Consider the following 24,424-nt stretch of genomic DNA (forward strand, 5'->3'; position numbering starts at 1 on the left):
ATCAACACCTTTGTATAATAAACCGGCATCATTAAATGTTCTATAAGGTATTCTAAATTCAACACTGTCTATGGAATAATCTTTCTTGAATTCTATTTTTAGTTTTTCTCTAAATATGTAAGAAACAATACCAGTGAAACTTTCACTCCTGAAGCCGCGTATCGTGTTGATTACCAATAAACTGGATATATCTATCAGGTCCATGTTTTTTGTAATATCTGCAAAATCCTGTCGTGGGGAATTTTCAGGATTTAAAGGAACCTGGGTTATTTTATCGAACGGCCACAATTCCATTAAAGCATCCCTTGCTCAAGTACAGACAATTTTAGATCGCACGTCTCCGTTCATTGTAAGTGCCACGGCCGTCAGGCTCAACCCTGCGCTGACTATAGCCCGCTGATTGCCGGTAGCGACAGCGCACGGGCGTTAATTATGCCCATATTGTTGACGCTGCAGCTCGTTAGGAGCACGTCGGTGGTCAGGATCCCCGCCTCGTCGGAACGCGTGGCCTGCCGTGGCCGTCGTCGCAACATCAATCGCATCCGCCGATAATCTTTGCCCTGTTCAAACGGCGCCAACACCTTAGCAACGGGCGGATAACGTCGGCACTTGGGCTGTGATATTTTGAAAGAAATGCCTGATAACGCCTCTTGCGCCGAGGCAGCCTCCTTGCCGGGTGGCCGCCTGAATACAACACCCGGACCTATGTCCAACGGTGAACGGAGAGATCTGTTTACCGCCGTGGAAACAGGCAGGACGTGACTTTGCCTCATGCAAGCACGTTACCACACGCCCGACGTATAGACGGACTGGAGGCGTGTGCCTGTCATTCGCCCCGGCCAGGCTGTCATCGCGAAACGGACGTGAGAAAAGGCGGATGAATGACAGTGACAGCAAACACGCACGCCCATGACGCCGTGGATCCGGACGCCATGATGGTAGCCCTCCTGCGCGAATACGGGCTGCCAGGCGCCAGGGAACGCGCGCGACATCATATCGGACGCTGCGTCGAGGTCGGCCTGGCAGACGACGCCGCCTTCTGGATGCGAATCAGCAACCTCCTCGACGGCCTGGATCGCAAAGACTACGTTTTTTCCCGGATGGCAGTAACGACACAGCGGGATATGTCGAGGCCGATGCGGATAGCATCGTCAAGCTGCCGACCGACGCCGCTTTGAAGAACGGCGGAGCCGTATATTGCCCCGTCAATTTTACAACATATGCTCCAGACCGAGCCAATCAGGTTCATAGCGTGAGCCAGGCCTTCGACATCGTGACGGTCGAGGTTGCGAATAAACTCGCGAGGATCGACCTCCTCTATATACGGCTTCTGTCCCGGCATCACGAAGACCATATGGGGTCCCGGATGGGACAGGCGTGAAAGCAGTTCTTTCTCCTCACCGGTCATGGCAGGCTTATCGTGGTCTGAGCGCATCCCGCTCTTGCCGTAGCTTCCTGTCCGACGGATCTGAGGCAAAACTTCATGCGTGACCCATCTCCGGAAATCCTTTGCTTTGCGCTTCGTGGACTTGAACGTCAGATGGTAGATCCCGCTTTCACTCACGATCAGCATGGTCTGCGGGCCGCCTTCGGTCTCGATGAACGCTTTCGCTACTTCGTCTGCATCAAGATACCTGATCGCACTCCTCGCACTTTCGTAATCAAGAGCGCGCGCCACGTCGTCAGCCACAAACCATGTGAACCCGTCGATGAAAACGGAGCGGACCAGCTTTCCGCCAAAAGCACAAGGCACGCCGTCAAGGACACTCTGGGGAGCCGCGTCCGTAAAATTCGCGTGGATCGTGTTGTCTGATTTGACGCACATGGCTGATTCCCCCGGATGATGGTTGCAAGCATCATCTGGCCCCATCATGCGACCCACCATAACCAACTGCTCGGAAGGGGCAGGCCTTACAGGCCCACCCTTTGCCGCGTGTCCTTCTCTGGCGGCGAAGCCGCCCGCACCAACGGTGCAATGGTGTATGAGGCTCCTTAAATCAGAGGGAGCGACAGGGGAGCGAGAAAGGAGCGACAAGGGAGCGGAAAGGGAGCGCTGTAGTGGCAATGAAGCCGAAAATCCCCACATAACCTCTGAACGCTGGAAACAGGGATACTGACCGTGGCCAATATCGATGTCCAAAAGCGCCTACGCGAACACGCAGTTGCCATGACCACCCAGGCAGCGACCCGTTCCGTCCTGCTCTGGCTAACCGAGCATCATGACGCCGTTGCCGCCATCAGACCGCCTGGTGGCTCATGGAAGCCCGTCATCGCCGTGATGCGCGAGAGCGGCCTCGATATCTCCGCAGACCACTCCGGCCTCAGGAAGGTAAGGAAGCTCTGGGTACAGGTCAGGAACGCCCGAAAAGGACATGCTGAGGAACAGACCGCCTCGGTAGAAGTCGATCCCCCCGTCCACACCACCCATCCGAGCCGGTTGCCGCAGGACTGGAAGCCCGACCTTGTCGATGATGGCCAGAGAAACCTCTCTCACTTTCCCGATGCAGCAGCTGTACCCGCACCACGAGTGTCCGCCGAAAAAAACGCGCAGGTCGCATCATTGCCCGCGACAGTGCCAGGGTGCTCGGGCAGCGAGACAACCAGGGAGAAGAACTTTCCCATTGGTCGCGCCCGGGCCGAGGCCATCAAGCGGGATCTTCTTGCGCGACTGAAGCGGAAGGAGCCCGGTTTTCATCGGGAGTAAGGCATGGCATCCGCCACGATCACAGACGCCGCAGACCCAACGGATCTGGTGACACGCCCAACCCTGCTCGTAGCCATCGGGCGCCAGCGGGTGGGAAAGACGACATTCCTCAAATCACTGGCCGAGATCACGGCCCAGCAGGGAGGCAGACCGGAGATCTGGAACACGGATTCCATGAACCGCTCGCATACGCTTTCATCGCTTGGTCCGCAGGTTCTGGAAGCGGACAGCATGTCCCCGACCGGGCAGGCTGCCTGGCTCGAAGGGCAGATCGAGAAACTGGTTGAATCCCGCCATGATGCGATCCTCGACATCGGGGGAGGATGGACTGCGATGCACGAACTGATCCGCTCATCTCCCCTTGTCGCGGCGCTGGACGAGCTCGGGGTCTCGCTTGTGACGATCTTCATGATCGGTATGGAGAATGCGGACATCGACTATCTGCAGGACCTTCAGGAGCAGCATGGCTTCCTGCCGCCCCGCACGGCTATTGTCATAAATGAGGGCCTGCTTCCCGTCGGTATCGACACACCTCAGGCGGTAAGCCAGATCCTCGAAAACGAAGCGGTGCTCAACGCTCTGGACCGAGGCGCCGCGCACGGTGTGTTCCCCGCGATCAACGGGCTGAAGAAAATCGCGGATCGTGGGCAGTCGTTCATGGATTTTGCTGCGAACAAGCCGGTTCCCGGACAGCCGAAAAGCTCGGTCTTCGACAGGCTGAGGGTCAATCGCTGGCTCAAACGGGACGTGCCCCTCTTCCTGCGCGACCTCGGAGCGGACTATCTGCCCCGGATGCCAAAGGGACTGCCCGACGTGGTGATGGAGAATGTCTGATGGCAGCCCAGGGCGACATCGAGGCGGCAGACCGTGAATTCGCGATCCGAATGGAGAACCTGCGCCGGGTCGCCGCCCAGTGGGTCGAGCGTCCGATCGCGCCCGAAGTCGAAGTCCTTTCGGCGCTGGTCGCAGCGATAGACCAGATCGGCACCCTCTGCATTGAAGCCAGGCGCGCCTCCATCCGCTCCGTTGCCGAGAGCAGGCTGGTGGCGGAACAGCAGCGCGAAACCCTGGCGCAGGACACGATCGCCATCCGCAGCCACCTCAGGGACGGCATTGAAGCGGTGCACACGCTGCGCACCATCAACGAAAAACTGGTCGAGAAGAAACTCCTCGCGATCACCGCGGATATGACGAAAGGATTAAGGGGGGCCATCGAGAGCCAGGCCACGGCCATGACCAGACGGTACAACCTGCAGACGGCCTTTCGCATCCTGGGATACAGTTCCATCGTCCTGATAGCGGGATTTGCGCTCGGACGGATGCCCTGAGCCTGTCCACAACGGACACGCTCAGGGCCAGAACTGAAACGCCGTACGAAGTACTGACACAGGTCGCATGATGCTGGCCGATCCTGTCCGCCTCACAACAGGAGGCCAAGGTGATCCGGCTCCCCTTTCCATGCCGCCGCACGACGCAAGCGACCGTGATCCTTGTAACGTGCGGCCTCGTCGCGCCGCCGATCGGGCACGCACAAACCGTAAACGTGCCGGGCGGGCTCCCGACACATGTCAACGCAACCTATCAGGAACCGGGGCTCGGTGGCTGGACCCCGGACACGACGGGCACAGCCCAGGCCACCAGCGGAAGCGGCGCCGTCACCCAGACAACGACAGCAGGCACGTCCGACAGCGATGCGCTCGAAACCCTATACCAGCAGTCATGGGGCTATGCGGCAGCCCAGAACGCCGAGGCGCTGGGCGTCAATCCATCGGCGCTTGCCGCGACCTGCGTGGTGGAATCCGGCTGCCAGAACCTCTACACGGCCGGAAACGGCAGTACGATCACCGGCGCGTTCCAGATGAGCAACGGGACCTACAGCCAGACCCTTGGAGAGGCACTGGCCGCAGACCCATCGCTGGCCTCATCCATCACCAGCGGCACGGCGGGCCAGCAGGACCCGGCGACACAGGCGGTGGCTGCAGCGCAGTATCTCAAGGATGCCGCAACCAGCCTGCAGCAGAGTGGCATCAGTAACCCGACGGCCCTTGATGCCCGGGCCTATTATAACTTTGGCCCAAGCGCGGGTGCAGAAATCGCGACGGCCGACGACAGCAGCCTCATGTCGTCCTACATATCGAGCACGGCAATGTCGGGGAACAATATCAGTTCAACCACCACGGTCGGCCAATGGCGCGCGGCGGTCGCAGCAAAAATGGGCAGTGCTGCGTCCAGTTCGATCCTGACCGGCTGACGAGGAGTCCAGCATGAGGTTTTCCCACCGGGCCGCGATCCTTGCGGCCCTCACCTGCAGCATCAGCCATCCGGCCTTCGCGCTGCACAGAACCCCGGTCCGTGCGCTCGACGGGTACAGATGCATGGCCCTTGATGCGCCGGCACGGGTCATGATGGATTTCAGGCATCCGATCCCGCTGCAGAGCGAACCACGGGACGGTGCCCCGAGCATTGCTCCTGCGCTGGCGGTACTCCCGATCGCCACGGACGCACCGCCCACGAACGGCTACGTCCGGAGCATGAATCTCGCATTGCGTCCCGGCTGGGTCTCGACAAGATGGCTGAAACCCTACGACGCGGTCCATCCCGGCATGACCTGCACGCCCTATGTCATGAATGACGGCAAGCTTGGCTTCGTGTTCGGCAGGGCGACACAGTAGGTTTGTCATCTCCACAGTCCGGCATGCTGCATGGCCTACATTGTTTTCCCCGGGAGCGGATCAGGGAAGACCGCTGCCCGCCGGGAGGGCCGCGAGGTGCCCGGGTCAAGCCTGAGGGCATGCCCCTGAGGTGGACCGGGTTGCCCGGAGCGCGGGGCACCGCCCTGCGTTCCGGGCGGCCCTGTTCACTGAAAGGGGCGTGTCCTCACCGCGCGAAGCGCGGCGCGCAGCGGGCTTGAGGCGGGCGCCTCGCGGCGACATGCTGGTTTCAGGGCATTTTTTTACAAGCACGATGGCGACGCCGGACACCAGAAGCAGGAACCCGGTTTCCGGGCTCCTGCGGCGTGGTCTCTCAAGGCGTTGGATCGTCGGGCCACCAGGGGTCGGGGGCGTCCGCGATCTCGCGCGCTTTCGCTTCGGCTGCGGCGATGGCTGCGGCCCTTGCGGCCGTGGTCGCCTCCCGCCATGCGTCGATGCCGTGGTCGGCAATAAAGTCATGGGCGCCGTCATCTTCGGGGTGCGGCATTTCCGGGCCGTGATAAAAAGGATTGCGATGCCAGACGTCCCGGTCTGTCAGGACCCAGGCGTGGTGGGGCGCAGCACGCGAAAGCGCAAGGGCTTCGTCGCGGTCTGCCATGGATTCATATTCGCTCATGCGGGTCGATCCTTGCGGAAAGGTACTTTGCCGTGGGTGGCCGGACCCGCCGTGGGTCCGACCGGGTCGGTCAGAAGCCGAGGGCGTCCATCTCGGCAGCTGCGGCCCGCTGGTCGATGGTGCGGGCGTTGCTGGCCGTGTAGGGCTTCCACGGGGTGCCGATCATGTCCTCGTAGGCCGCAAGGGCCCCGCGGGCGGACGCGACCAGAGCGGCGGCCTTGATCCCCTGCTCGGCTGCGAAGCGGCGGGCGTTGGCCGCCCTGTTTTCCAGCCCGTCGACGCCCATCCGGTCCTCTTCGCGATACTCGTTGAACTGTGAGGACAGTTCGCGGGCCTGCGCGCGCTTGGCGTCATAGAACTGGGCGGCCCCGAAGGCGGACGCGACAGCGGCACCCGCCATGCGCTGGAGGTGCATTTCCAGCCCCTTGTCGTTCTGCTCGCCGTTCCATGTGGTCACGACCAGCACGGGCGAGAGGCTGCGGGCGATGACGGTGAAAGCCTGCCGGGCCGTTTCCGCGAGGGCGTCGGCGTCGAAGTCCTCAAGGCCGAAATGGGAAACGATCTTGGTGATCTGGTCGGGAACGGGGATCAGGGCTTCGGCGGCCTCGATGGTGATGACAGGCGCGCGCCGGGCCGCTTCCTCGAAACGGCGGGCAGCGGGGGCCTTCTGGCCCGATTTTGCCTTGCTGGCGGCTTTCTTCTCTTGCGCGGAAGCAAGGGCGGCGGTCATTGTGTTGGTAGCGTTGGACATGAAACCTAACCTTTCTGTCTGGCGTCAGCCCTGTCCGGTGTTCGAGCACCGGGCGGGGCGTCTGTGGCGGGAACCATTTCCCTCTCCACAAATAAAGAATAGTACAGACAGAATATAAATGCAATAAAAAAGACAATATATTAGAAGTAAATATTAGTTTACTATTGTTTTTATTACGTTTATTTCCTTATGCCCAATTTTATTAATCACAGTGTTATTATGTATTACATAAGTATTGATCCTGCAGAACCCCAGGGCGAGCGGTCGAACCGTTGCGCGAAAGCGTGGAGACCCCGCAGGGGGCTCCAGTGAGGTTAGCGGCGCAGCCGCTTAGCGAACCAGAGTGAGAGAACCCCGAAGGGGCCGCCCCTGATTTTCTTTTTTTTCCTGCTGAACTGAGATGTTTCCCGGACCAGGTCTTTCGGGAAAGGAAACTGTCTCCAGATGCCCTGGGCTTACGCCGCGTTTTGCGGGCATGCGCTGCAGGGACACAGATCCAGTTCATCTGTGACCCGCGACATGACTTCAGATACTCTTGATGAAACCGGAAGGCGTGCCTTTGGCAGGATCGACAAACACCACGTCATCCGGTGCCCGGCGCGGTGTGTCGATGGCAAGAAAAATGACAGGATCACGCAGGATACGCGGCACCGCATGTACCGCACGCCGCGGAAAGACCAGCAGGTGCCCGGGGACAAACGGCGCTTCCTCAGCCGGGTCATCAATCCAGAATGTCCCTTCTCCGGAAAGCACATGGAGGACTTCATCACACTGGGTATGATAATGCGGCGGCACGTCCCGATAGATCCGGAACACCCTGATACTGGCTTCCGGCCTGTCGGTCAGATAGGTATCCAGCAGCATCGTATCCGCGGTTTGCGGGAACGCTGCCACAATCCTGTTGAGATCGAACCGTCCACCGGTACGGTTCAGGGTCATCAGGTGCTCTTCATCAGTCATGAGGCCTGTTCTCCGCCCATGTTCCACACCATGTCTCGACGAGCGCTTTCATGATCTTCTCCATTTCAGCCAGGAAAACCTTCGAGCACGATCTTGCCCTTTGCCTGACCGCTCTCGATCAGGGCATGGGCCTGCCGCAGGTTCGCCGCCGTGATCAGGCCGAGGTTCCTGCCGAGCGTGGTGCGGATACGCCCGTCATCCACAAGGCGTGAGACTTTGTTGAGAATCTCGCCTTGCCTGCCCATGTCGGCTGTGCCGAACAGCGGACGGGTGAACATCAGCTCCCAATGCAGCGACAGGCTTTTCTTCTTCAGCGGCAGGGCGTCGAGCGCGGCCGGGTCATCAATCAGGCCGAAATGCCCCTGGGGCGCGATCAGCGCGACAATCTCTGGCATATGCCGATCCGTCTGCGTCGTGGAAAAGACGAAGCCGGGTGCACCGGTCGGAAGGGCCGCGACCTGCGCGGCAAGCGGCCTGCTGTGGTCCACCACATGATCTGCCCCGAGGGACGTCACCCAGTCGCGCGTTTCTGGCCGGGAGGCGGTGGCGATGACCGTGACATCGGTCAGGACCCGGGCCAGCTGGATGGCGATGGAGCTGACCCCGCCCGCACCCCCGATAATCAGCACGGCCGGCTTCACGCCAGGGACTGGCCGACGGATATCCAGGCGATCGAACAGCATCTCCCAGGCGGTGATCGCTGTCAGCGGCAGGGCCGCGGCTTCAGCCCAGTTCAGGGAACGGGGCTTACGGCCGACAATCCGCTCGTCGACCAGGTGGAATTCGGCATCGGTTCCCGGGCGATCGAGCGCGCCTGCGTAGAAAACCTCATCCCCGATGGCAAAATCCGTGACTTCAGGTCCGGTGCCGACAACGATCCCGGCGGCGTCCCAACCCAGAACCCGCCACTGACCCGCGTCCGGCGTGGCGCTGCGACGGACTTTTGTATCGACCGGATTGACCGACACAGCCCTGATTTCCACCAGGAGATCCCGCCCTGAAGGGACCGGCTTCGGCAGATCGATATCCTGAAGGGACGCGGGATTATCGATCGGGAAAGGCGTCTGGTAACCGACGGCGCGCATGATGTCTGCTCCTGTGTTGATGAAGGAGAACAGTGAGCATTATGCTGGGTTCGGACAAGAACGCACTTTTAACGCCCATAGTATCGGAAATGATACCGTCATGGCCCGTATCCGGCATAAATCACTTGATTGCAGTCCCGGCTGTGCCGTTGAAGCGACGCTTCAGCTGATCGACGGGAAATGGAAAGGGGTGATCCTCTACCACCTGCTTGAGGGAACCCTGCGCTTTAACGAAATCCGCAGGCGCCTGCCCAATATCACCCAGCGCATGCTGACGGCGCAGCTTCGCGAACTGGAACAGGACGGGTTTGTGCTGAGGACAGTCTACGCCGAGGTGCCCCCGAAGGTGGAATACAGCCTGACGCCGCGGGGACGGACCCTGGAGCCGGTCATCATGGCTCTCAAGAAATGGGGGGACGAGAATACCGGGTTCAGGCGGGATCCTGAATCCCCTGCGAAACTGGACGAGCCTGCCGCCGATTGTCCGGTCTCCTGCGTTCAGGCTGGCGGTTGAGCAGGCACTGTTGGTGATCCGCATCCACGTTGCGGACATGCACCCGGACTCTCACCCGGAACATACGCGGTTCCCGGTATTTCTCCTGCCCCAGTCGCATGACAGACATATATACGGCACACGCTATCGGGCCATGGAACCACAGGGGGAGACTGCGTGGTAAGACTTCGACGTCATCGCGTGAAGCCTCCCGGCAGCTGCCGCCTGACGGCCCATGAGGCGCAGGTCTGGCGGTCCTTTCGCGCCGCCATCCAGGGCGAGAAAGGAGAGAGCGCCGTAGCCCACGTGCTCGACCGGAGCGGCCTGGCCGTGCTGCACGACGCCATACTGCCGGCGGGTGACGGCAGGACGACCCAGATTGACCACCTGTTCCTCAGCCCGCGGGGCATCCATGTCGTGGAGACAAAGCGGTATGGCGGCGAACTGACCGGACACCCGGAAGATGAACGGTGGCGACAGCGTTTTGCTGGCGAGGCGCCCGACGCCCCGCCCCGGCTGATTTACAGCCCGGTGATGCAGAATGCCGCCCATTGCCGGGCCGTCTACGCGCTGGCCCGCCTCGTGGACCCGACCATCCAGGTCTTCAGCCACGTCGTGATGACGGGAACTGCGGTCCTGTCACCGGCGCTTGTCGCCTGCACCCTTTCCCTTTCCGAGTTGGAAACCCTGCTGCACGATCTTGAGCGCAACGTGCCGCAGGGCACACTGATTAACGCATGGCGGCGCATCGGGCTGGTCTGCCATGCCAGCGGGCATCAGTAAGCGGCCTCCCTGTCGAGAAAATCGAGCAGTTCCGCGATTTCCCCGGTTGAAAGCATGCGCCCGCGACAGGCCTCGCTATCGCGGGGAAAATCGAGCGGCTCACCACCATGGTCACGGTTGCCGGCACTGATCCAGAGTACCCGCTCCGGCTCCTCGGGATCATAATCGAGGCGAACCCCAAGGCCATCTCCAAGGTCGATGAAATCGGAGAACAGGTCGTCCTCACACCGAAGCGGAAGCGTGCCGATTTCCACACCGATCCATCTGTCGGGAAATCTGGCCCGGAGAAGGTCGGCGAGCTGGCGCGTATGCAGCCTGAGATCCGTCGGATCCCGGACGGGCGGCGGTGGCTCCAGGGGCTGCAGGAAACCCGCCTCGTCATCATCCCAGTCATCGGGATCAATCGGCGGCACCGGCTTTTTCGCCATAAAGCAGACGTCCCTCGACCAAAAGAAAAGCAATTTAAGACCGAAGCGTCGGACGGAACCAGCCTGTTTGGTGCAATGCCCCGGCCACGCGAACGCATGTCGCCGCTGCCGGAGCATGCATTGTCCGCATTCACAAGCCAAGCGCATTCAGTTCCTGATCAACCTGCCTCCAACGGCCATCAGACTGACGTGGTTCGTTCCTGCCATGATTCCAGCTGCTGATCCGGTTCTTAAGTGGAATTTCGTCAATGAACCGGCTCGGACGGGAAGATCCGCCCTGGCGATAATCACAGAACGTGATCGTGGCCTGCTCCATGGCCCGGGTCAGCGCCACATAGGCAAGGCGACGCTCCTCTCCGGGATTGCGCGACATCGCACCGGGGAAAATCGCCTCTTCCCATGCAGGAAGAAAGACATGCCGGAATTCCAGTCCTTTCGACCGGTGCATGGTCATGAGCTGAACGCGATCACGCCCTTTTTCTCCAGGTGCTCCGCCTGCCAGTGCCGCGTGCTCCAGGAGGTGTTCCACGCGCCGGAAACCCTGGGCCAGTTCGATCAGTTCCGCGAGGTTTTCGCGCTGGGTTGCCGCTTCATCGGAATCATCAGCCCGCAGCATGTCCAGATACCCTGTTGCCTCGAGCAGGCCGGTAAGGCGCTCCCCAAGGCTTTCCCCTTCCCGACATCCGATCTGTCTGAGAATCTGGACGAATCCCTGCAACGCCACGGCACATCTCGGGGACAGACGGGTCCGTGTGGCCGCCGCGCATAGCGACTGACCACCCGCCGAAGCCTCTATCTCGATTTTCCCCAGGCCCCTGGCACCAAGGCCCCGCGGGGGCCGGTTGGCCATCCGCCGAAAGGCTTCGTCCGACCTGCGCTCATCGGGCCATGCGCAAAGCGTCAGCAGGGCCAGAGCGTCCTTGACGGCGGTACGCCGATAGAAACCCACATCCCCGATGATCTCGTAGGGGACACGGGCGTGGAGCAATGCTTCCTCCAGCGTTCGGGAAAGCCGGTTCTGGCGGTAAATGATAGCCATGTCATGACAGGCGACGCCGGTCGCTGCGCGACGGCCAATCTCCCGGACGATCGCCGCAGCTTCCTCGGTGGCGTAGGAGAACCCCAGAACCTCGATCGGGAGGCCCTTGCCCCGACGTGTAAACAGTGTCTTTTCGATCCGCGACGGGTCAAATGAAATCACCGCATTCGACGCATCAAGAATATTGCTGGTGGAACGGAAGTTCTCCTCGAGCTTGAACGTCTTCACAGCAGGAAACTCACGCGGGAAGTTCCGCAGGAAGCCGACTTTCGCCCCCCGCCAGGAATAGATGCTCTGGGAATCATCACCCACACAGAACAGTTCACCAGACGTCCTGCTGAGCAACGTGAGCCACAGGTACTGGGCGCGGTTCACATCCTGAAACTCGTCCGCCATCACGGCCGTAAAACGGGCGGACCACCGGCGATGGTATGCCGCATCATGCAGCATCGCGAGGGTCGGCCACATCAGCAGATCACCAAAATCCGCCGCGTTCTGCTCGCGCAGGATCGCCTGGTAACGACCATACAACCCGACGACAAAGCGCCAGCTTTCGTGATCCACATGGAGATTCGCCGACTGCCGCCTGCCGATCAGGCTTTCAACATGCGCGAAAGCAGCCACCGGTGTGATCAGATCCTCTTTCAGCCGCGCAATCCGCTCGGCCATTTTTTTAATCTGTCTCGCGTCTCCTGGCGCTCCTTCCTGCGGCACGGGAAGCTTTTCCTTCGGGACAGTCCTGATCAGGCGGCGGACGATGGCGAGACTGTCCTCGGCGTCACGAATGTCAAAGCCGCTACGCAATTGCGCCACTTCAGGCTCGGCCCGTAGCTGGCGGGCCGTCAGGGCATGAAACGTTCCAAGCCATGTGGGTATCGAGTACGGCCCAAGAACGTCTCCGATGCGCTTGCGCATTTCCTGGGCGGCCTTGTTGGTAAAGGTTACACAGAGGATCTGGCCAGGAACCATGCCATGCAGTTCGACGCGGGTTGCGACCCCGGCTGTCAGGGTTTTGGTCTTGCCGGTGCCTGCCCCTGCCAGAACCAGAACATATCCCAGTGCCGTCGCCGCACGCCGCTGTTCTGGCGTCAGACTGTCAAGGACTGGCGCAAGCGCGCGCGGAACGGGAAGATCACCGGTCATAGCTCTTCCAGCCCTTCCGCCACGCAACCCGGGGTGGTAGTGATCTTACCGGTCGAGAGCAGGATCGTCGCCGGATAGGAAAGATCCCAGTTCCCAAGCCCGCGTTCCCAGCGCCCATCGATAACCAGGCCGACAGGACAGCCCGGCCGCTCGTACAGGCGGACTGCACTTTGCGGTATCGGGGGATCATCTTCGGCCTGCGCCAAACGCTGGCGCAGGTGGCGGTTCCAGATGGTCTGGGCCAGGGGCGACCGGACAAACGTCCGTGAAAGGTCTACCTTCATCGCCAGACGCGCGATCCGCCAATCCGCATAGTCTGAAACAGATCCCATGACCCTCTCCTGTGTGAGATGATCCTGCGCGCAGGATCCGTTCGGCGCCCACCTCTGTGGCACGCCAGCCGTAAATGACGATCATCCCGTGATCGTCGGTGAAGGAGGCGATGCGGCCTGCCAAGTCCCGGCCTCGGGCCATCGAGACCGCGCGTTGCCCCGCAATCGGCGCGCCACGTATTTCCGCATATCCGTCGCCCCTGGCGGCAGGGCCGTTCGCGCATGCACACAGGCCCGCATATGTCCGGACAAAGCCTGCAGCCCGCGATGCCGTCTGTCCGGTGGGCCCAAAGGACTCATGCTGGTTCACAAGGACAGCCCCGGCGATGAACCTGACCGTGGTCTGGCAGGCTTCCGGACAGGTTCAGACGAAGCAGGCAATGAGGCGTCCGAAACCCGCGGCGGCCGCTGCGTGCCGTGCGCCTCGGCCTGACCCAGCCATGACGGGGAAACCGTCTCCGGCTGCGCTTTCGCCCCTGAACCCAAGACTTTGGACAGGCGGCACAAGGGCGCAACGGGAACAGAACCTGCCTCCATTCCTTCCCTGCGGGTCCTCAGGACCGCATTCCAATCCTCTCCCGGCCCTTTCGGAGATATCCGTCCTGACCAGAGACCGACGTCCCGTGCCATCGCAGCGAATTTCCCGGCATAACGATCCCCCTGCAGGTCGTTATCAACGGCAACAACCAGTCGCGCTTCAGGCTGGGCGGCGACCTGCATCATGACCCGTTTCAGGTTCGCTTCGCTCTCTGGGCTCATGCCGCCACCCGTCGAGGTATAGAGCGTTCCTTGCTGGAAGCGATCGAGTGCTGCAAAGGACAATGCATCAATGGCCGCCTCGGTGACGACAAGGCGCGTCACGGGCGCTTCTCCCCCGTCGGCCCGGAAACCGAAGAGACGCTTGCCAATGCCGCCCGTCGAAAACCCCTTGTAATCCGGCCCCCGCATTTCCATGCCGGTGAACTGCCCGTCCGCATCCCGATGGCCAAACCAGGCGGTTCCGTGCGGGCCTTCCTTCAGCGCCCCCTGCTGTCCGGCAATCGCGACAATATGGTCGGGCAACCCACGGATCTCCGTCAGATAGCGCCATGCAGCCGTCCCCTGCCCGGGTGCGGTGCGACGGTGCCACAGTTCAGCGGGATCGCGGCGCGGTCTGTCACCGGCTCCCTTCGTACGCTCGACAACTTCGAGCGTCGGGCTCCTGCCGATCAGGCCGCGAAGTTCCTGCCTGACATGACCGAGGTTCTTCGAGGGATCGAGATACTGGACAAGCTTGAAGACATCGCCCTTGCCGTCGCCTTTCGGGTCCCACCAGCCCTTGCCATCGTGATTGACAATAATGGCCTCACTGTCGCGGCGAAATTTCAGGTTACGGGCGGAACGCTGCGCAGTGGCCTGCCGATCCAGCCGGAACCCGGCTTTCTCCAGCACGACGGCGCAGTTTACGGCATTACGAAGCTCATCAAGTTCTCTTTGCTGTGCTTCTGGGGAAGACGTGTAAGCCATGAAAGACACTCCTTCACGAACAGCATGGATTGTGTTTCAGACCGCTCCGGTATTTACGGTGAGTATTTGATATGATCGTGCGGAAACACACGACGACCTCTGTATGGTTCGTCGAGATATTGCGTCCTGATGATCCGCGTTGAGGGTTTTATTCTGCGTGAACTGCAAAAGAATACAGGACGCACGAATGGCCGCAGTTTACGCGCGGCAGCAAACGGCATGTGCCCGCGCCACTGCGCACGCATTACCGGGACTATGGACGAGCGGGCACTCACGACGCCAGATACTCCCTGTGGAGTGTCCCGTCTGCGCCCACATCATGCGACTGACGAAAAATAAGGTTCACTAACCCGCGTAAAGGCCGATGGAGAAACAGGAAAGACACAGTTCATCCCCGATGTGGACGGACGACCGGCGTTCCGGTGTCGGCCGACAGGCTTTCCCGATAGCCCGCGCCGTCAGGTCGAACAGGCCTCACAAGTATTCATGACGGGAACTGGCGTAGCAGAAACCGCATTTTCTTCTCCCTGAACAGGCACAATGCTCCGGGTCGTTGACGACCCGGAACACCGAGCGGTCTAAAACGGGATTTCGTCATCCACGTCCTGCGCGCTGGAAGTTGTGGCAGGGGCCGGGCGCTGTGCAGCGCTCCGCGAGGGACGCTCTTCATCAAAACGTCCATCGCCCGTGCTTCGACCATTGGCCAGCACCTTCAGGTTTCCATCAAACCGATCAATGATGATCTCGGTCACATAACGGTCCTGTCCCTGCTGGTCGGTCCATTTACGTGTCTCGAGATGGCCTTCGACATAGACCAGCGTTCCCTTCTGGCACCGACGTTCGATCACGCCCGAAAGGTGATCGTTGAAAGAGACGACGCGGTGCCACTGGGTTTTCTCCCGGCGCTCACCGCTGGCGCGATCGGTCCAGGTTTCACTTGTCGCCACGCCGAAGGATGCGATTTTGCCCTCCCCTTCCCTACGTGCGGCAAGATCCGGATCCCGGCCCAGGTGACCGATGATGATGGCGCGATTGACTGACTGGCTCATGGTCTTGTTCCTTTTTTCCTTCCTGGTCGTCTCCGGCCCCTGCCGGATCTCTGACCTGGTGCGGTCGCGCGGAAGCGGGCCTCAGGCGGCGGGCGCAACCCCTCGGGGCGGCAGTGGTGCGGAAGCCGCGCATGCGGCTTCACGGTGCCGTCCCGACCGCAGGCCTGGGGGTTGCGCCCGACGACGACCGCTTCAGACCGCAGAAACCAGGTCAGAGACCCGGCAGGGGCCGAGGTCATGCTTTTGGATTTCTGTTTTATTTTGCTATTTCGCTCATAATCGTGTCATTTATTCTTGTACAATTATGATAGCCGTCCTAGAATTTCCCTGTCTCTACATTGGGAGTTCATCATGGCCGTGATTACTGCGTCGGAAGGACGCATCACCCTGAAGGCCGACTTTCATCCCGAACTGGCAATCCAGGCCCGGCGTTACAGGGGACGTTTTCTCGGCAAGGAAATCGGCTGGTCCTTCCTGCCCGAACACGAGCCGGCGATCCGCCAGATCTGCCAGACCCTGTATGGCGTGGATGGCACGCCAGATGCATGGAATGACTGCTGCACCGTGCAGGTCGAAGTCGACGAGCAGGATGTCCGGGCACCGCTGTGGCGCCAGTTCAACGCCGATATTTACCTCGGTGGCCGTCACGTTGTCGGCGTTTTTGGTCCACGGCAGGCAGTTCGCACCGGCAGGGGCATAAAATTCCTGCGCGGCCAGCCGCATTGCGCCACCCGGATCGGCGCCTACCACATGGAGGTACCCACCGGCAGCGTTCTGGAAATCCGGAAATATCCGCGTGCCGCACTGGCGTTCCTGGGCCGGTGCCTCGACGGGCATGGCTCCTGGCGCATGGCCCAGGGCTAGAGCAGCCCGAGCTGCACGGTAGGCACGGGTGCATCCGCCGACGTCGCTTTTCCGCCATGCTTTGCCAGCAGACGGGCCAGCTCCGCTTTCTCGCGCGCAACCTGTTCCTCGCGGGCACGGGTCGTCCATGCCTCGACCAGCAGGTTTTCCCGGACGCGCTGCCCGATTTCCTTCTCTACATCCGACCAGACAAAAGTCGGGTCGCCCCAGCAGGGATATCGCGCAACCTGATCGAGGAAATCGCGCCGTGTGGCTGCATTGTCGAACCATGTCTGCACGAAGCCGGTCCGATTATAATGCGCGATAAATCCGAACATATTGCTCAGCCGGTTATACAGGGCCGGGGTAAATTTTTCTGCAGGCATTCCGAGTGCAATGAACCGCAGGATCGCATTACCAAGCTTTGCCTTTTGCTGGGCCGTCGCCCAACGGGTGGGTTTCAGGACAGCCGGGTCGAAAGGCGGGATCCGAAGCCGCTCACACAGGATCGGCCCCGCCGTCATGACACCTGGCTCCGGCATCGATAGCCGTTATGAAAGCGATTCACATCCGGCAGATCCGGATAATGCCCCTCCCCCAGGCCCTCTTCATTCAGCCTTTCCAGATAACGCACCGCCACGGTCACACGTCGGGCATTGGCGAGGCTGCGCAATACGACCAGATCCGAGCGGCCTCGCATATAACGGTCTTCCCAGAGACCGGTGACGGGGTTCAGCGCAGCCGCCCCCATCGTGCCGTTCAGAAAGCATTCCACGATCCACGGCCGGGTCCGATAGGGACGCCCCGAAACAGGAGCCGGAAGATGGACGATGGTTCCGCTGGCGATGGTCCCGACCCGAAGCGGGTTATTACCGCCCTGGAATGGAGACGTATAATACTGGCGGATCATGCCACGTCTCCTTTGCAGGACGCCATGTTTCCAGTTTCGGCTGCGGACCGTCCATGCAGGATCCGCGCGCCATCAGCGTCGTTATCGACCATGAGAACCCATCTGTCGGTCCCCAGGGCGCCAGTGCGGTAAGCCGCATCAAAGCCACGTGGCTTACGATCGCCCCGACGGATATGCACACTGATGGAAAACGAGCGCCCGGGATGCGCGCCGGCGGTCCTCTCACCGTAAAGCGTTACGGCAGTCGAGATTTCCGCGAGCGTCCGGGCTTCTGTCATCCCCCGTGCACCAAGGTGTTCCATCGGCAGCGCCTTAAGGATGGTGCAGCCGTCGGAACGGATGCGCACGGCGGGAGTGGCAATCAGGGCAAAGACTGGCATGATGAACTCCATCACTCAGCGCGCCCTTGCGGGCGCATATATTTTCAGGGTTGGGTTTCAGGCGGCAGAAGCCACGTCCTCGACGGATGGCTGACGTGTCGATGAGCTGAAAATGTATTGGGCCGCGGCTGAAGCAGCACTCGCTGCGGTGAAAATGGCGCGCTTGTCAGCCTTCAGCAGTTCCAGCCAGTTCCCGATGTAATCAGCGTGGCGGACCGTCGGCTCGATCTGCAGTTCCGCGCATACGAAAGCTGATGTCATCTCTGCAACCAGTTCCTCGGCCGCGTAGGCATGGTCCCCAAACCGCCTGCCAAAGGTGCGCGCCAGTCGGCTTTCGGCCCCGGTCCAATGCCCGATCTCGTGAAAGACGGTTCGGTACCAATCGATCTGGTTGAAATAGGACTGCTGGGGCGGAACCCGGATGAAGTCCGCATCCGGGGCATAAAATGCCTTGTCACCACCGATGCGAATGTCCGCCCCGGTTTCGCGCATCAGCGCTTCCGCGTGCGGCACGATTTCGCGTTCCGGCAACGGCGCAGTCGGCGCAACCATGCTTTCCGGCAGGTTCTCGCACTGCTCAACATTGAACACCGTAAACCGCTTGAGAAACGGGATCCGGCGAGGCTCGTCGGAGCCCGATTCCGATTTTGGCGTGAAACGGTCAGCATAAAACACCGTCGTCCCCTTCTCGCCTTTCCTGACATTGCCGCCCTGCGCATGCGCCTGGCGGAACGTCAGCCATTTCTGGGTAGAAAACCCCTGCATCTCTACCGAACCCCACAGCATCAGGATGTTGATCCCGGAATAGGCCCGGTCGGTCGCGGCATTACGCGGCAGGGCAATGCCGCATTTCGCGCGGTTCCATGGGCAGACCCATGGCACGGTTCCTGCTTCAAGTTCGCGGATGATGCGGTCAGTGACGGACCGGTGGATGTCGGTACGTTCGATTCTGGCCATGATCAGTCTCCAGAAAATGCAGACGCCGCCCCAAAGGGCGGCGCGGATGGGCAGCGGATGGCGAGGGTGGTGTCACCTGAGATCGATGATGCCCGTGCACGGATCGAGGAAGACGTCGGGCAGCAGGAGGAAAGTGACCATGGAGGCCGTCCAGAGGAGCACGATGGCGACGAATTTGGCGATTTCGACGGCAGGGCGGGACGGCGGCGCGATGCGGTTCTGTGCCATTTCCAGATCCTTTTTTCGGGGGTTTCGACCCCTTCCGGCGACCGCAGGCCAGACTGGCGGGCAAGGGCGCCGCACAGCGGCGGCACCGGAGCCGCGCACAGATGGCGCAGCCATCGCGCACGGCGAGGAGCCACCCCTTGCGCGACAGGCTGGACTGTGGTGCCGATCCTCCCTATATTTGTTTTTTATTTATTATAATTATTTTATATTATCTTTCTTTATACACACATCTCGGAGCATTATTAAAAAATACTATATTTTATATTTGTAAAAGTTTCTGTTTCTCTGCTTGCAAACACGGTTCACATGCATGTCCTAATGGACCCTCTCAAAGCTACGCCGTATATTCATTGATGCGAATGGCATCATCGATGGCGTCATCGGAAGATTTGTAATCCCATGCTGTTTCGAGAGAGCGATACAACCATCGTGCAAGATCACGCATGACATCAGAGGGTATCTGCGCGGCGTCTTCTGTCATTTCGAAACCGGTCTGACTTTTACGTATCACAGTGACGATCATTGTAAATTCGTGATAATAGGGCCCGGTGTAGCTAATCCGGACGATTAGCTGGTAGAAATTCCGTCTCTGGATCTGCGCCAGGGTGTCATCAATCGCGTGGAGTTGCGTACGGGCTACGTCACGGCCAGTATTCCAGAAGTCTTCTGTTATTCTGAAAGTTTGCCATAAGCGGGATCGAGGCTTCGATGAATGGGCTGCGCCCGTCCCATCCAGGGCTGGGGGCGGATTTCCTTCAGCCAATCAACGAAACTCGGAATAAACCCAAAGTCCTCGCGCATATGCTGCTCGGCGATCAGCCGCACCGGGACAACCCGCCCGGTGGAAATTGTCAGCACAACGCCAAAAAGTCTCTCAGCGAGGAAGATTCCTTCCGCGTGATGTCTTAGCGCACGATGCCGAAAATCGGCCGAAATCAATTTTGATTCGTCGAACCAGGTATGGATAGGCAGGAAGTCATCAGCCGTACCTCCCCACTGCCGCACCGACGAGAGAGCATGATAATAACTATGCGCCATTTCAGGCCTCCTCTGTCCAGCTATGCTCGGAATATTCAGTGGACATATATCGTCCGTTAAATTCAAGCGTCAGCGTTCTGTTGTCTCCATCGCGCTCTCGGTGCCCAGATCCGAAAAGATCATCTGCACCGCCCCCGGCAGGTCGTACGGCCGACCGGTTTCAGGATCGCTGTAACGGCTTTCCGATGTCTCCTGCCAGATCCGGAACACGTTCCCGATCATCAGGTTCAGCTTCGATGTATCGTCATTCGCGGCGAGAGGGGCGACGAAGCGCAGGTCGATCGCGGCATGACGGGCATCCGTGATGACGGACAGGAGGATGTCATCGCCCTTCTGGGGACGCCCCTGGCGCGCTTCGATGGCGTTGATGCGGGCCGCCAGCGTCTTCTGGTAGGCCCTGAAGTTATCGTTTGTCGGCGCGACAATAATCTCGCGACGCCCGCCCCGGATCGCAGGCAGAGTCACGTACTGGCGCAGGTCATCGTGCTGCACGACATCCGCGAAGTCGCGATACATCGCCATGAGGTCGGCGACGTTGACGAACTCGGTGAAGCGCGTGACCGGCTTGTAAAGCCCGCTTGGCTGCAGTTCCAGTTCGGTACGGGTTTCGCCGAAATTGGCTGCCCAGGCATCGAATTCATGCAGGTAGCGCTTCTGCAGCGCCTCAAGATCCATATAGCGGCTGACCGTCCACATTTCGGCGAGCGTATTGGTGATCGGGGAGCCGGACGCCATGATCAGCGGACGTTCCGGATTTTTTGCCGCCAGGTAGCGCGTCTTCACGAAGAGATCCCAGGCCCGCTGCGAGCCGTTCGGATCGACCCCCTTGAGGTCGGACTGGTTGGTTGCAAAACTCAGCTTCCGGAACTGCTGCGCTTCATCGACGAGGATCTGGTCGATGCCGATCTCTCCCAGATGCACGAGATCGTCCTTTCGAGCCGAAAGGCCTTCCAGCTTCGCCTGCATCTTCTCCTTCATGCTCTCGACCCGCTTGCGCGACAGGCGGTCGGCCGCGTCGACGCTTTCCAGCACTTCCTCGTAAGACGCGATCTGCGCCTCGATCATCTGGCGTTCGAAATCACCCTCCACCGGGATGAACCTGAATGCATCATGCGTGATGATGATCGCATCCCAGTTTCCGGTCGCGGCCCGCGCGAGGAACCGCTGGCGCTTTGCTTTCACGAAGTTCGTCTCGTCGGCGACGAGGATCCGTGCGGTCGGGTAGAGCATGAGGAATTCGCGAGCCATCTGGGCGAGGCAGTGACCGGGGACGGCGATCATCGCCTTGCTGATCAGCCCAAGCCGCTTCTGCTCCATGACAGCCGCAACCATCGAGAACGTCTTTCCGGAGCCGACCGCGTGCGCGATATACGTGCCGCCCGCGGCGATGATCCGCCAGATGACCCGTTTCTGGTGGGGGCGCAGGCTGATCGTGGTGCTTGCACCGGGCAGGCGCAGATGGGAGCCATCAAACGCGCGTGCAACCAGGTTGTTGTAAGTATCATTGTACAGCCGGACCAGCCGCTCGGCCCGATCGCCATCCTGCCAGACCCATGTCTCGAACGCACGCCTGATCGCTGCCAGTTTTTCCTTTGCGGCTTCCGTCTCCTGTGTGTTCAGTTCGCGGTGCTCATTGCCATCGCCATCACGCCAGACATCCCATATTTTTGGCGATGCCTGCGTCAGGGCATCTTCCAGCAGTTCGCCGGCATGTCGCCGTTCCGTCCCCCAGACTGACGTAGCCTCGGCCTTGCCCATGAACGCCCGTTTCTCCACGGTCCAGCAGGCGACAGCAGGCGCGTGATAGATGACCGTTTCGACCCCGAGCACCTCGGCGGTAAACGCGATGATGTCGCTGACCGGCAACCACGGAGCGCCAAGGCGCGCGGTGATCTCCGACGGACGCAGATCGGCTGGCTGGACAGCTTCCAGCGCCGTGACGTTCCGGGCGTAGCGCCCATCGATCCGGGCCGCATCGCGTGCCTCTTCCAGCTTGGTACGCACGGCGCCGGAGAGCATTTCATCAGCCGTGACCCAGATATCGCGACCATCCACGCTCCGTACCGGATCGAGATAGACCGCATCCCCCAGCGCGGCCGCGACCTCGGCTTCGGACTGTCCCATGAGTTCCGCGATCCGCGGCATTTCCACGCCGCCTGTTTCATGCAGGCAGACGGCCAGGGCGTCGTGGGCGGAATGGATCTCGGGTTCGACAGGCGCATGAATGACCCGTTCCGAGAAAATTGGTCCCATCCGGCCTTTCTGTGTCGCCTCGTCGTATTCCTCGATGGACGAGACCAGCCAGACGTCGGGATCATCGTAAAATGGCGTAAGGTTCGGTCGCCGCTGGGTTTCGTTTTCGACCCCGGTTTCCGGATCGATTCGGACCGTCACATTCATCAGGTTGATCGGGCCGAACTGTCGGACAAAGCTGAAATAGGCACGCTTCAGGTCACCTTGCAGGCGTCCATAGGGCAGGTTCTCCATCTGCGCCCGCAGGACCGCGCGTGCCGCATCCCGGACGGGTATCAGCGCGGTAATGATCCGGGCATGCTTCTGGAAGAGGCCATCCTTCTGATCCCCCTTCCTGATGGCGACCGTGGTGGCCTGTCCGTCGCAGATCTGCTGCAGGACGCCTTTCGTGACGAAGTAGGAGCCCTCTTTCAGTTGGGCGCCATCGGCAGCCGTGCCGACCAGCACACCGGCTCCCACCGGCCGGACAATACGCTGGTCCAGGGGTTCCGGAAAGCGCACGTCCTGCCCGATCCGGCTCAGGGCCCCGGGCAACATCACATCGAGCCTGCCGTCGGCACGCGCGTCGCATGTGTAATCGGGACCGAACTGGGTGGTGGTCCAGCCGTGATGGCCAAGCACCTGCTCCGGATGGTCGAGAAAGTAGCGATTGACGAGGAGTGGACCGTTACCCTGGTCGCTATCCGTAAGGGCGTCGGTTTCCAGCCAGGTCTCGTCATCGGCCATGTCGCCGATCATGCGCTTGCGTAACACCAGTACGTCCACCACCACGTCCGTGCCGGCGTCATCGCGCATTGCCCCGGCGGGGAGCCGGACCGCCCCCACGAGGTCAGCCATCTCGGCGATGGTCCGGCGCGCGGTGCTGTCCGTCTTGTCCAGCGTATGGCGGGACGTCACGAACATTGCGATGCCGCCCGGGCGGAGTGCTTCGATGGATCGGGCGATGAAAAAATCATGCAGGCTCAGGCCAAGCCGTCCCAGACCTTCCGGGCCACGCACGGTGCGATTGGAAAAGGGTGGATTACCGATCGCAAGGTCATACCCGTCTGCGAGCGTCACTGTCGTGAAATCCTCGCTGCGGATCCACTGGTTCGGATAGAGCCTGCGCGCAATCCTTGCTGTAATCGGATCATTCTCGATCCCGGTAAAGGCGATGCGTCCCTCGAGCCTTTCCGGTCGGGCCGCGATGAAAAGACCGGTCCCGCAGCCGGGTTCAAGCACGGAACCGCCTCTGAAGCCCATCTGCAGCACTTTGTTCCAGAGTGCGTGCACGATCAGTTCAGGGGTAAAATGCGCATATTGTGTCGCGCGCTTCAGTCCTGCCCTTTCAACGTCTGTTGTGGAGGCATGGATCGCTTCGCCAACATCTTCTCAGCCCGGGCGGGCGCTATTGCTTCCGGATGGAAACAGGTTGTTCGCCAGTTCTCCTGCTCCAAAGCCGATGAAGCGTGAGAGGACGATCTGTTCGGGGGACGAGGCGTTTCGGTCTGCTTCTTCGATCTCCTTGAGCAGTTCGATTGCCAGTGCATTGTCACGAGCCCGCTGTTTCCAGGTATCAGCGAGGCCTCGGTTGGTCACCATATGAAAGTCGATCTTGGGAAGGACCATTGCGGCCGGTGTGGCGGGCGGGACGGGGGACGCGCCGTCTTCGCCTTCAAGTTCGCCCCAGAAAAGGTCGTTCTGGGTATCTGCGAGAGCGGTTGTGCCGAAGAGGTTGAGCTGGAACGACATGGCCGTGCTCCGTACAAACGCCGGAGCCCGGCACTGCTTCTGCAGGCCGGGATGTTTCCGGGTCAGGTTTTCGGGATGTCAGGAACGGGCGTGCTAATCAGGTTGTGTCGCCTGATTACTCTTTCCTTCAGCTCTTATTGCGACCGGGTCGGGCAGTGCGGGGCAAGGGTGCCGCGTAGCGGCAGCACCGGACCCGCGCGCAGGCGACGCAGACGCCGAGCACGGGGAGGAGCTACCCCTTGCGGCGTGCTGGTCGATCTGGTGCTTTTACATACTGGCTTATAGTTCTATTATAGCTTTTTATTCTCGGTTTATTAGCTTTTGGATTCTCGAATCTAAATCATATCCCTAAAGGGGTGTTTCTTGATTGGTGTAGTTGCAGAGATTGCGACGTTAGGGCCTGTTAGGGCTTGATCCAGTCTGCTGCGGCAGCGATGTGGATGACCGCGAGGAACGACGTTGCTGTTTTTTCATATCTGGTTGC

At 60.5% G+C, this 24,424-nt stretch carries 26 protein-coding genes and 1 pseudogene; 8 read left to right on the top strand and 19 right to left on the bottom strand.

The features are described 5' to 3' along the window. The coding region (locus HNH97_RS17760) for a hypothetical protein (RefSeq protein ID WP_216657655.1) at window positions 1-294 on the bottom strand (294 nt) is incomplete at its 3' end. A 790-nt stretch (window positions 295-1,084) separates the two neighbouring features. Continuing rightward, window positions 1,085-1,873: a BRO-N domain-containing protein gene (locus tag HNH97_RS12560; protein ID WP_244949432.1), complete on the bottom strand. Its 789-nt coding sequence runs from the start codon at window positions 1,871-1,873 to the stop codon at window positions 1,085-1,087. 246 nt (window positions 1,874-2,119) lie between these two features. On the opposite strand from HNH97_RS12560, the gene HNH97_RS12565 reads away from it, so the two are divergent. The 5 genes from HNH97_RS12565 to HNH97_RS12585 all read left to right on the top strand — a co-directional run bounded on the left by HNH97_RS12565 (window position 2,120) and on the right by HNH97_RS12585 (window position 5,376). Beyond that, the gene (locus HNH97_RS12565) at window positions 2,120-2,704 is read left to right on the top strand and encodes a hypothetical protein (RefSeq protein WP_223846566.1); all 585 of its coding nucleotides are present in this window, start codon (window positions 2,120-2,122) and stop codon (window positions 2,702-2,704) included. A 3-nt stretch (window positions 2,705-2,707) separates the two neighbouring features. After that, on the top strand, window positions 2,708-3,538 hold the full coding sequence (locus HNH97_RS12570) for an FAD-binding oxidoreductase (RefSeq protein ID WP_112210235.1): 831 nt from the start codon (window positions 2,708-2,710) through the stop codon (window positions 3,536-3,538). After that, a complete protein-coding gene (locus HNH97_RS12575) occupies window positions 3,538-4,032 on the top strand; it encodes a hypothetical protein (protein ID WP_078524628.1) in 495 nt (164 codons plus the stop codon). Before HNH97_RS12570 ends, HNH97_RS12575 begins: the two co-directional genes overlap by 1 nt. 110 nt (window positions 4,033-4,142) lie before the next feature. Further along, window positions 4,143-4,955 carry a hypothetical protein gene (locus HNH97_RS12580; protein WP_112210232.1) on the top strand — a complete coding sequence of 271 codons (813 nt, stop codon included), beginning with the start codon at window positions 4,143-4,145 and terminating at the stop codon, window positions 4,953-4,955. Between the two features lie 13 nt (window positions 4,956-4,968). Next, window positions 4,969-5,376, top strand: a complete 408-nt coding sequence (locus tag HNH97_RS12585; RefSeq protein ID WP_112210230.1) for a hypothetical protein — start codon at window positions 4,969-4,971, stop codon at window positions 5,374-5,376. Window positions 5,377-5,728: 352 nt separating this feature from the next. Here HNH97_RS12585 and HNH97_RS12590 read toward each other — a convergent pair whose 3' ends face one another. From HNH97_RS12590 to HNH97_RS12605, 4 genes are all read right to left on the bottom strand, one after another. After that, window positions 5,729-6,031 carry a hypothetical protein gene (locus HNH97_RS12590; protein WP_102325775.1) on the bottom strand — a complete coding sequence of 101 codons (303 nt, stop codon included), beginning with the start codon at window positions 6,029-6,031 and terminating at the stop codon, window positions 5,729-5,731. Between the two features lie 70 nt (window positions 6,032-6,101). Continuing rightward, the gene (locus HNH97_RS12595; protein WP_010511735.1) at window positions 6,102-6,782 is read right to left on the bottom strand and encodes a hypothetical protein; all 681 of its coding nucleotides are present in this window, start codon (window positions 6,780-6,782) and stop codon (window positions 6,102-6,104) included. Between the two features lie 525 nt (window positions 6,783-7,307). After that, complete coding sequence (locus HNH97_RS12600) at window positions 7,308-7,742, bottom strand: cupin domain-containing protein (protein WP_112210228.1); 435 nt, start codon at window positions 7,740-7,742, stop codon at window positions 7,308-7,310. 65 nt (window positions 7,743-7,807) lie between these two features. After that, window positions 7,808-8,827: a zinc-binding alcohol dehydrogenase family protein gene (locus tag HNH97_RS12605; RefSeq protein ID WP_112210226.1), complete on the bottom strand. Its 1,020-nt coding sequence runs from the start codon at window positions 8,825-8,827 to the stop codon at window positions 7,808-7,810. A gap of 100 nt (window positions 8,828-8,927) precedes the next feature. Between HNH97_RS12605 and HNH97_RS12610 the strand changes: the two genes are divergently transcribed. Beyond that, window positions 8,928-9,341 (top strand): winged helix-turn-helix transcriptional regulator, encoded by a 414-nt coding sequence (locus tag HNH97_RS12610; RefSeq protein WP_171791124.1) that lies wholly within the window; start codon window positions 8,928-8,930, stop codon window positions 9,339-9,341. A 180-nt stretch (window positions 9,342-9,521) separates the two neighbouring features. Further along, on the top strand, window positions 9,522-10,103 hold the full coding sequence (locus HNH97_RS12615) for a nuclease-related domain-containing protein (RefSeq protein ID WP_112210224.1): 582 nt from the start codon (window positions 9,522-9,524) through the stop codon (window positions 10,101-10,103). On the opposite strand, the gene HNH97_RS12620 is transcribed toward HNH97_RS12615, so the two are convergent. From HNH97_RS12620 to ssb, 5 genes are all read right to left on the bottom strand, one after another. After that, a complete protein-coding gene (locus HNH97_RS12620) occupies window positions 10,097-10,531 on the bottom strand; it encodes a hypothetical protein (RefSeq protein ID WP_112210258.1) in 435 nt (144 codons plus the stop codon). The two genes, HNH97_RS12615 and HNH97_RS12620, sit on opposite strands and share 7 nt — an antisense overlap. 130 nt (window positions 10,532-10,661) lie before the next feature. Further along, complete coding sequence (locus HNH97_RS12625) at window positions 10,662-12,713, bottom strand: ATP-dependent helicase (RefSeq protein ID WP_039732437.1); 2,052 nt, start codon at window positions 12,711-12,713, stop codon at window positions 10,662-10,664. Further along, complete coding sequence (locus HNH97_RS12630; RefSeq protein ID WP_039732438.1) at window positions 12,710-13,045, bottom strand: hypothetical protein; 336 nt, start codon at window positions 13,043-13,045, stop codon at window positions 12,710-12,712. The genes HNH97_RS12625 and HNH97_RS12630 overlap by 4 nt, the downstream gene beginning before the upstream one ends. A 306-nt stretch (window positions 13,046-13,351) precedes the next feature. Then, window positions 13,352-14,551 (bottom strand): DUF3991 and TOPRIM domain-containing protein, encoded by a 1,200-nt coding sequence (locus tag HNH97_RS12635; protein WP_171791125.1) that lies wholly within the window; start codon window positions 14,549-14,551, stop codon window positions 13,352-13,354. Between the two features lie 578 nt (window positions 14,552-15,129). After that, on the bottom strand, window positions 15,130-15,600 hold the full coding sequence (gene ssb / locus HNH97_RS12640) for a single-stranded DNA-binding protein (RefSeq protein WP_039736564.1): 471 nt from the start codon (window positions 15,598-15,600) through the stop codon (window positions 15,130-15,132). Window positions 15,601-15,951: 351 nt separating this feature from the next. Here ssb and HNH97_RS12645 point away from each other — a divergent pair, with 351 nt between their 5' ends. Further along, window positions 15,952-16,464 (top strand): hypothetical protein, encoded by a 513-nt coding sequence (locus HNH97_RS12645; protein ID WP_171791126.1) that lies wholly within the window; start codon window positions 15,952-15,954, stop codon window positions 16,462-16,464. Here HNH97_RS12645 and HNH97_RS12650 read toward each other — a convergent pair. The 8 genes and pseudogenes from HNH97_RS12650 to HNH97_RS12685 form a co-directional block, all read right to left on the bottom strand. Further along, entirely contained in the window at window positions 16,461-16,967 is a 507-nt protein-coding gene (locus HNH97_RS12650) for a hypothetical protein (RefSeq protein WP_171791127.1), read from the bottom strand. The genes HNH97_RS12645 and HNH97_RS12650 overlap by 4 nt on opposite strands. After that, window positions 16,964-17,353 (bottom strand): hypothetical protein, encoded by a 390-nt coding sequence (locus HNH97_RS12655; RefSeq protein ID WP_171791128.1) that lies wholly within the window; start codon window positions 17,351-17,353, stop codon window positions 16,964-16,966. Before HNH97_RS12655 ends, HNH97_RS12650 begins: the two co-directional genes overlap by 4 nt. Further along, the gene (locus tag HNH97_RS12660) at window positions 17,350-17,733 is read right to left on the bottom strand and encodes a hypothetical protein (protein WP_235450677.1); all 384 of its coding nucleotides are present in this window, start codon (window positions 17,731-17,733) and stop codon (window positions 17,350-17,352) included. Before HNH97_RS12660 ends, HNH97_RS12655 begins: the two co-directional genes overlap by 4 nt. A gap of 57 nt (window positions 17,734-17,790) precedes the next feature. After that, window positions 17,791-18,690, bottom strand: coding sequence for an ArdC family protein (locus tag HNH97_RS12665; RefSeq protein ID WP_171791129.1), 900 nt, complete (start codon window positions 18,688-18,690; stop codon window positions 17,791-17,793). A 72-nt stretch (window positions 18,691-18,762) separates the two neighbouring features. Continuing rightward, on the bottom strand, window positions 18,763-18,918 hold the full coding sequence (locus HNH97_RS12670) for a hypothetical protein (protein ID WP_010512122.1): 156 nt from the start codon (window positions 18,916-18,918) through the stop codon (window positions 18,763-18,765). Window positions 18,919-19,252: 334 nt separating this feature from the next. Beyond that, the gene (locus tag HNH97_RS12675) at window positions 19,253-19,441 is read right to left on the bottom strand and encodes a hypothetical protein (protein ID WP_082084947.1); all 189 of its coding nucleotides are present in this window, start codon (window positions 19,439-19,441) and stop codon (window positions 19,253-19,255) included. Window positions 19,442-19,587: 146 nt separating this feature from the next. Then, window positions 19,588-19,956: a DUF6915 family protein gene (locus HNH97_RS12680; RefSeq protein ID WP_039732523.1), complete on the bottom strand. Its 369-nt coding sequence runs from the start codon at window positions 19,954-19,956 to the stop codon at window positions 19,588-19,590. 90 nt (window positions 19,957-20,046) lie between these two features. After that, window positions 20,047-23,940 (bottom strand): annotated as a pseudogene (locus HNH97_RS12685) (lactate dehydrogenase); the annotation flags it as partial. Between the last annotated feature and the right edge of the window lie 484 nt (window positions 23,941-24,424).

Origin of the sequence: Gluconacetobacter entanii, from assembly GCF_013155425.1 — a bacterium.
Taxonomy (GTDB): Bacteria; Pseudomonadota; Alphaproteobacteria; order Acetobacterales; family Acetobacteraceae; genus Novacetimonas; species Novacetimonas entanii.

Excerpts from the sequence above, each read along its gene's own strand:
- HNH97_RS12585 (WP_112210230.1), top strand. The coding sequence starts at position 4,969 with ATGAGGTTTTCCCACCGGGCCGCGATCCTTGCGGCCCTCACCTGCAGC.
- HNH97_RS12570 (WP_112210235.1), top strand. The coding sequence starts at position 2,708 with ATGGCATCCGCCACGATCACAGACGCCGCAGACCCAACGGATCTGGTG.
- HNH97_RS12610 (WP_171791124.1), top strand. The coding sequence starts at position 8,928 with ATGGCCCGTATCCGGCATAAATCACTTGATTGCAGTCCCGGCTGTGCC.
- HNH97_RS12660 (WP_235450677.1), bottom strand. The coding sequence starts at position 17,733 with ATGCCAGTCTTTGCCCTGATTGCCACTCCCGCCGTGCGCATCCGTTCC.
- HNH97_RS12635 (WP_171791125.1), bottom strand. The coding sequence starts at position 14,551 with ATGGCTTACACGTCTTCCCCAGAAGCACAGCAAAGAGAACTTGATGAG.
- HNH97_RS12675 (WP_082084947.1), bottom strand. The coding sequence starts at position 19,441 with ATGATCGTCACTGTGATACGTAAAAGTCAGACCGGTTTCGAAATGACA.
- HNH97_RS12560 (WP_244949432.1), bottom strand. The coding sequence starts at position 1,873 with ATGATGGGGCCAGATGATGCTTGCAACCATCATCCGGGGGAATCAGCC.
- HNH97_RS12655 (WP_171791128.1), bottom strand. The coding sequence starts at position 17,353 with ATGATCCGCCAGTATTATACGTCTCCATTCCAGGGCGGTAATAACCCG.
- HNH97_RS12670 (WP_010512122.1), bottom strand. The coding sequence starts at position 18,918 with ATGGCACAGAACCGCATCGCGCCGCCGTCCCGCCCTGCCGTCGAAATC.
- HNH97_RS12590 (WP_102325775.1), bottom strand. The coding sequence starts at position 6,031 with ATGAGCGAATATGAATCCATGGCAGACCGCGACGAAGCCCTTGCGCTT.
- HNH97_RS12595 (WP_010511735.1), bottom strand. The coding sequence starts at position 6,782 with ATGTCCAACGCTACCAACACAATGACCGCCGCCCTTGCTTCCGCGCAA.
- HNH97_RS12605 (WP_112210226.1), bottom strand. The coding sequence starts at position 8,827 with ATGCGCGCCGTCGGTTACCAGACGCCTTTCCCGATCGATAATCCCGCG.
- HNH97_RS12680 (WP_039732523.1), bottom strand. The coding sequence starts at position 19,956 with ATGGCGCATAGTTATTATCATGCTCTCTCGTCGGTGCGGCAGTGGGGA.
- HNH97_RS12575 (WP_078524628.1), top strand. The coding sequence starts at position 3,538 with ATGGCAGCCCAGGGCGACATCGAGGCGGCAGACCGTGAATTCGCGATC.
- HNH97_RS12625 (WP_039732437.1), bottom strand. The coding sequence starts at position 12,713 with ATGACCGGTGATCTTCCCGTTCCGCGCGCGCTTGCGCCAGTCCTTGAC.
- HNH97_RS12620 (WP_112210258.1), bottom strand. The coding sequence starts at position 10,531 with ATGGCGAAAAAGCCGGTGCCGCCGATTGATCCCGATGACTGGGATGAT.
- HNH97_RS12630 (WP_039732438.1), bottom strand. The coding sequence starts at position 13,045 with ATGGGATCTGTTTCAGACTATGCGGATTGGCGGATCGCGCGTCTGGCG.
- HNH97_RS12600 (WP_112210228.1), bottom strand. The coding sequence starts at position 7,742 with ATGACTGATGAAGAGCACCTGATGACCCTGAACCGTACCGGTGGACGG.
- HNH97_RS12665 (WP_171791129.1), bottom strand. The coding sequence starts at position 18,690 with ATGGCCAGAATCGAACGTACCGACATCCACCGGTCCGTCACTGACCGC.
- HNH97_RS12650 (WP_171791127.1), bottom strand. The coding sequence starts at position 16,967 with ATGACGGCGGGGCCGATCCTGTGTGAGCGGCTTCGGATCCCGCCTTTC.
- ssb (WP_039736564.1), bottom strand. The coding sequence starts at position 15,600 with ATGAGCCAGTCAGTCAATCGCGCCATCATCATCGGTCACCTGGGCCGG.
- HNH97_RS12645 (WP_171791126.1), top strand. The coding sequence starts at position 15,952 with ATGGCCGTGATTACTGCGTCGGAAGGACGCATCACCCTGAAGGCCGAC.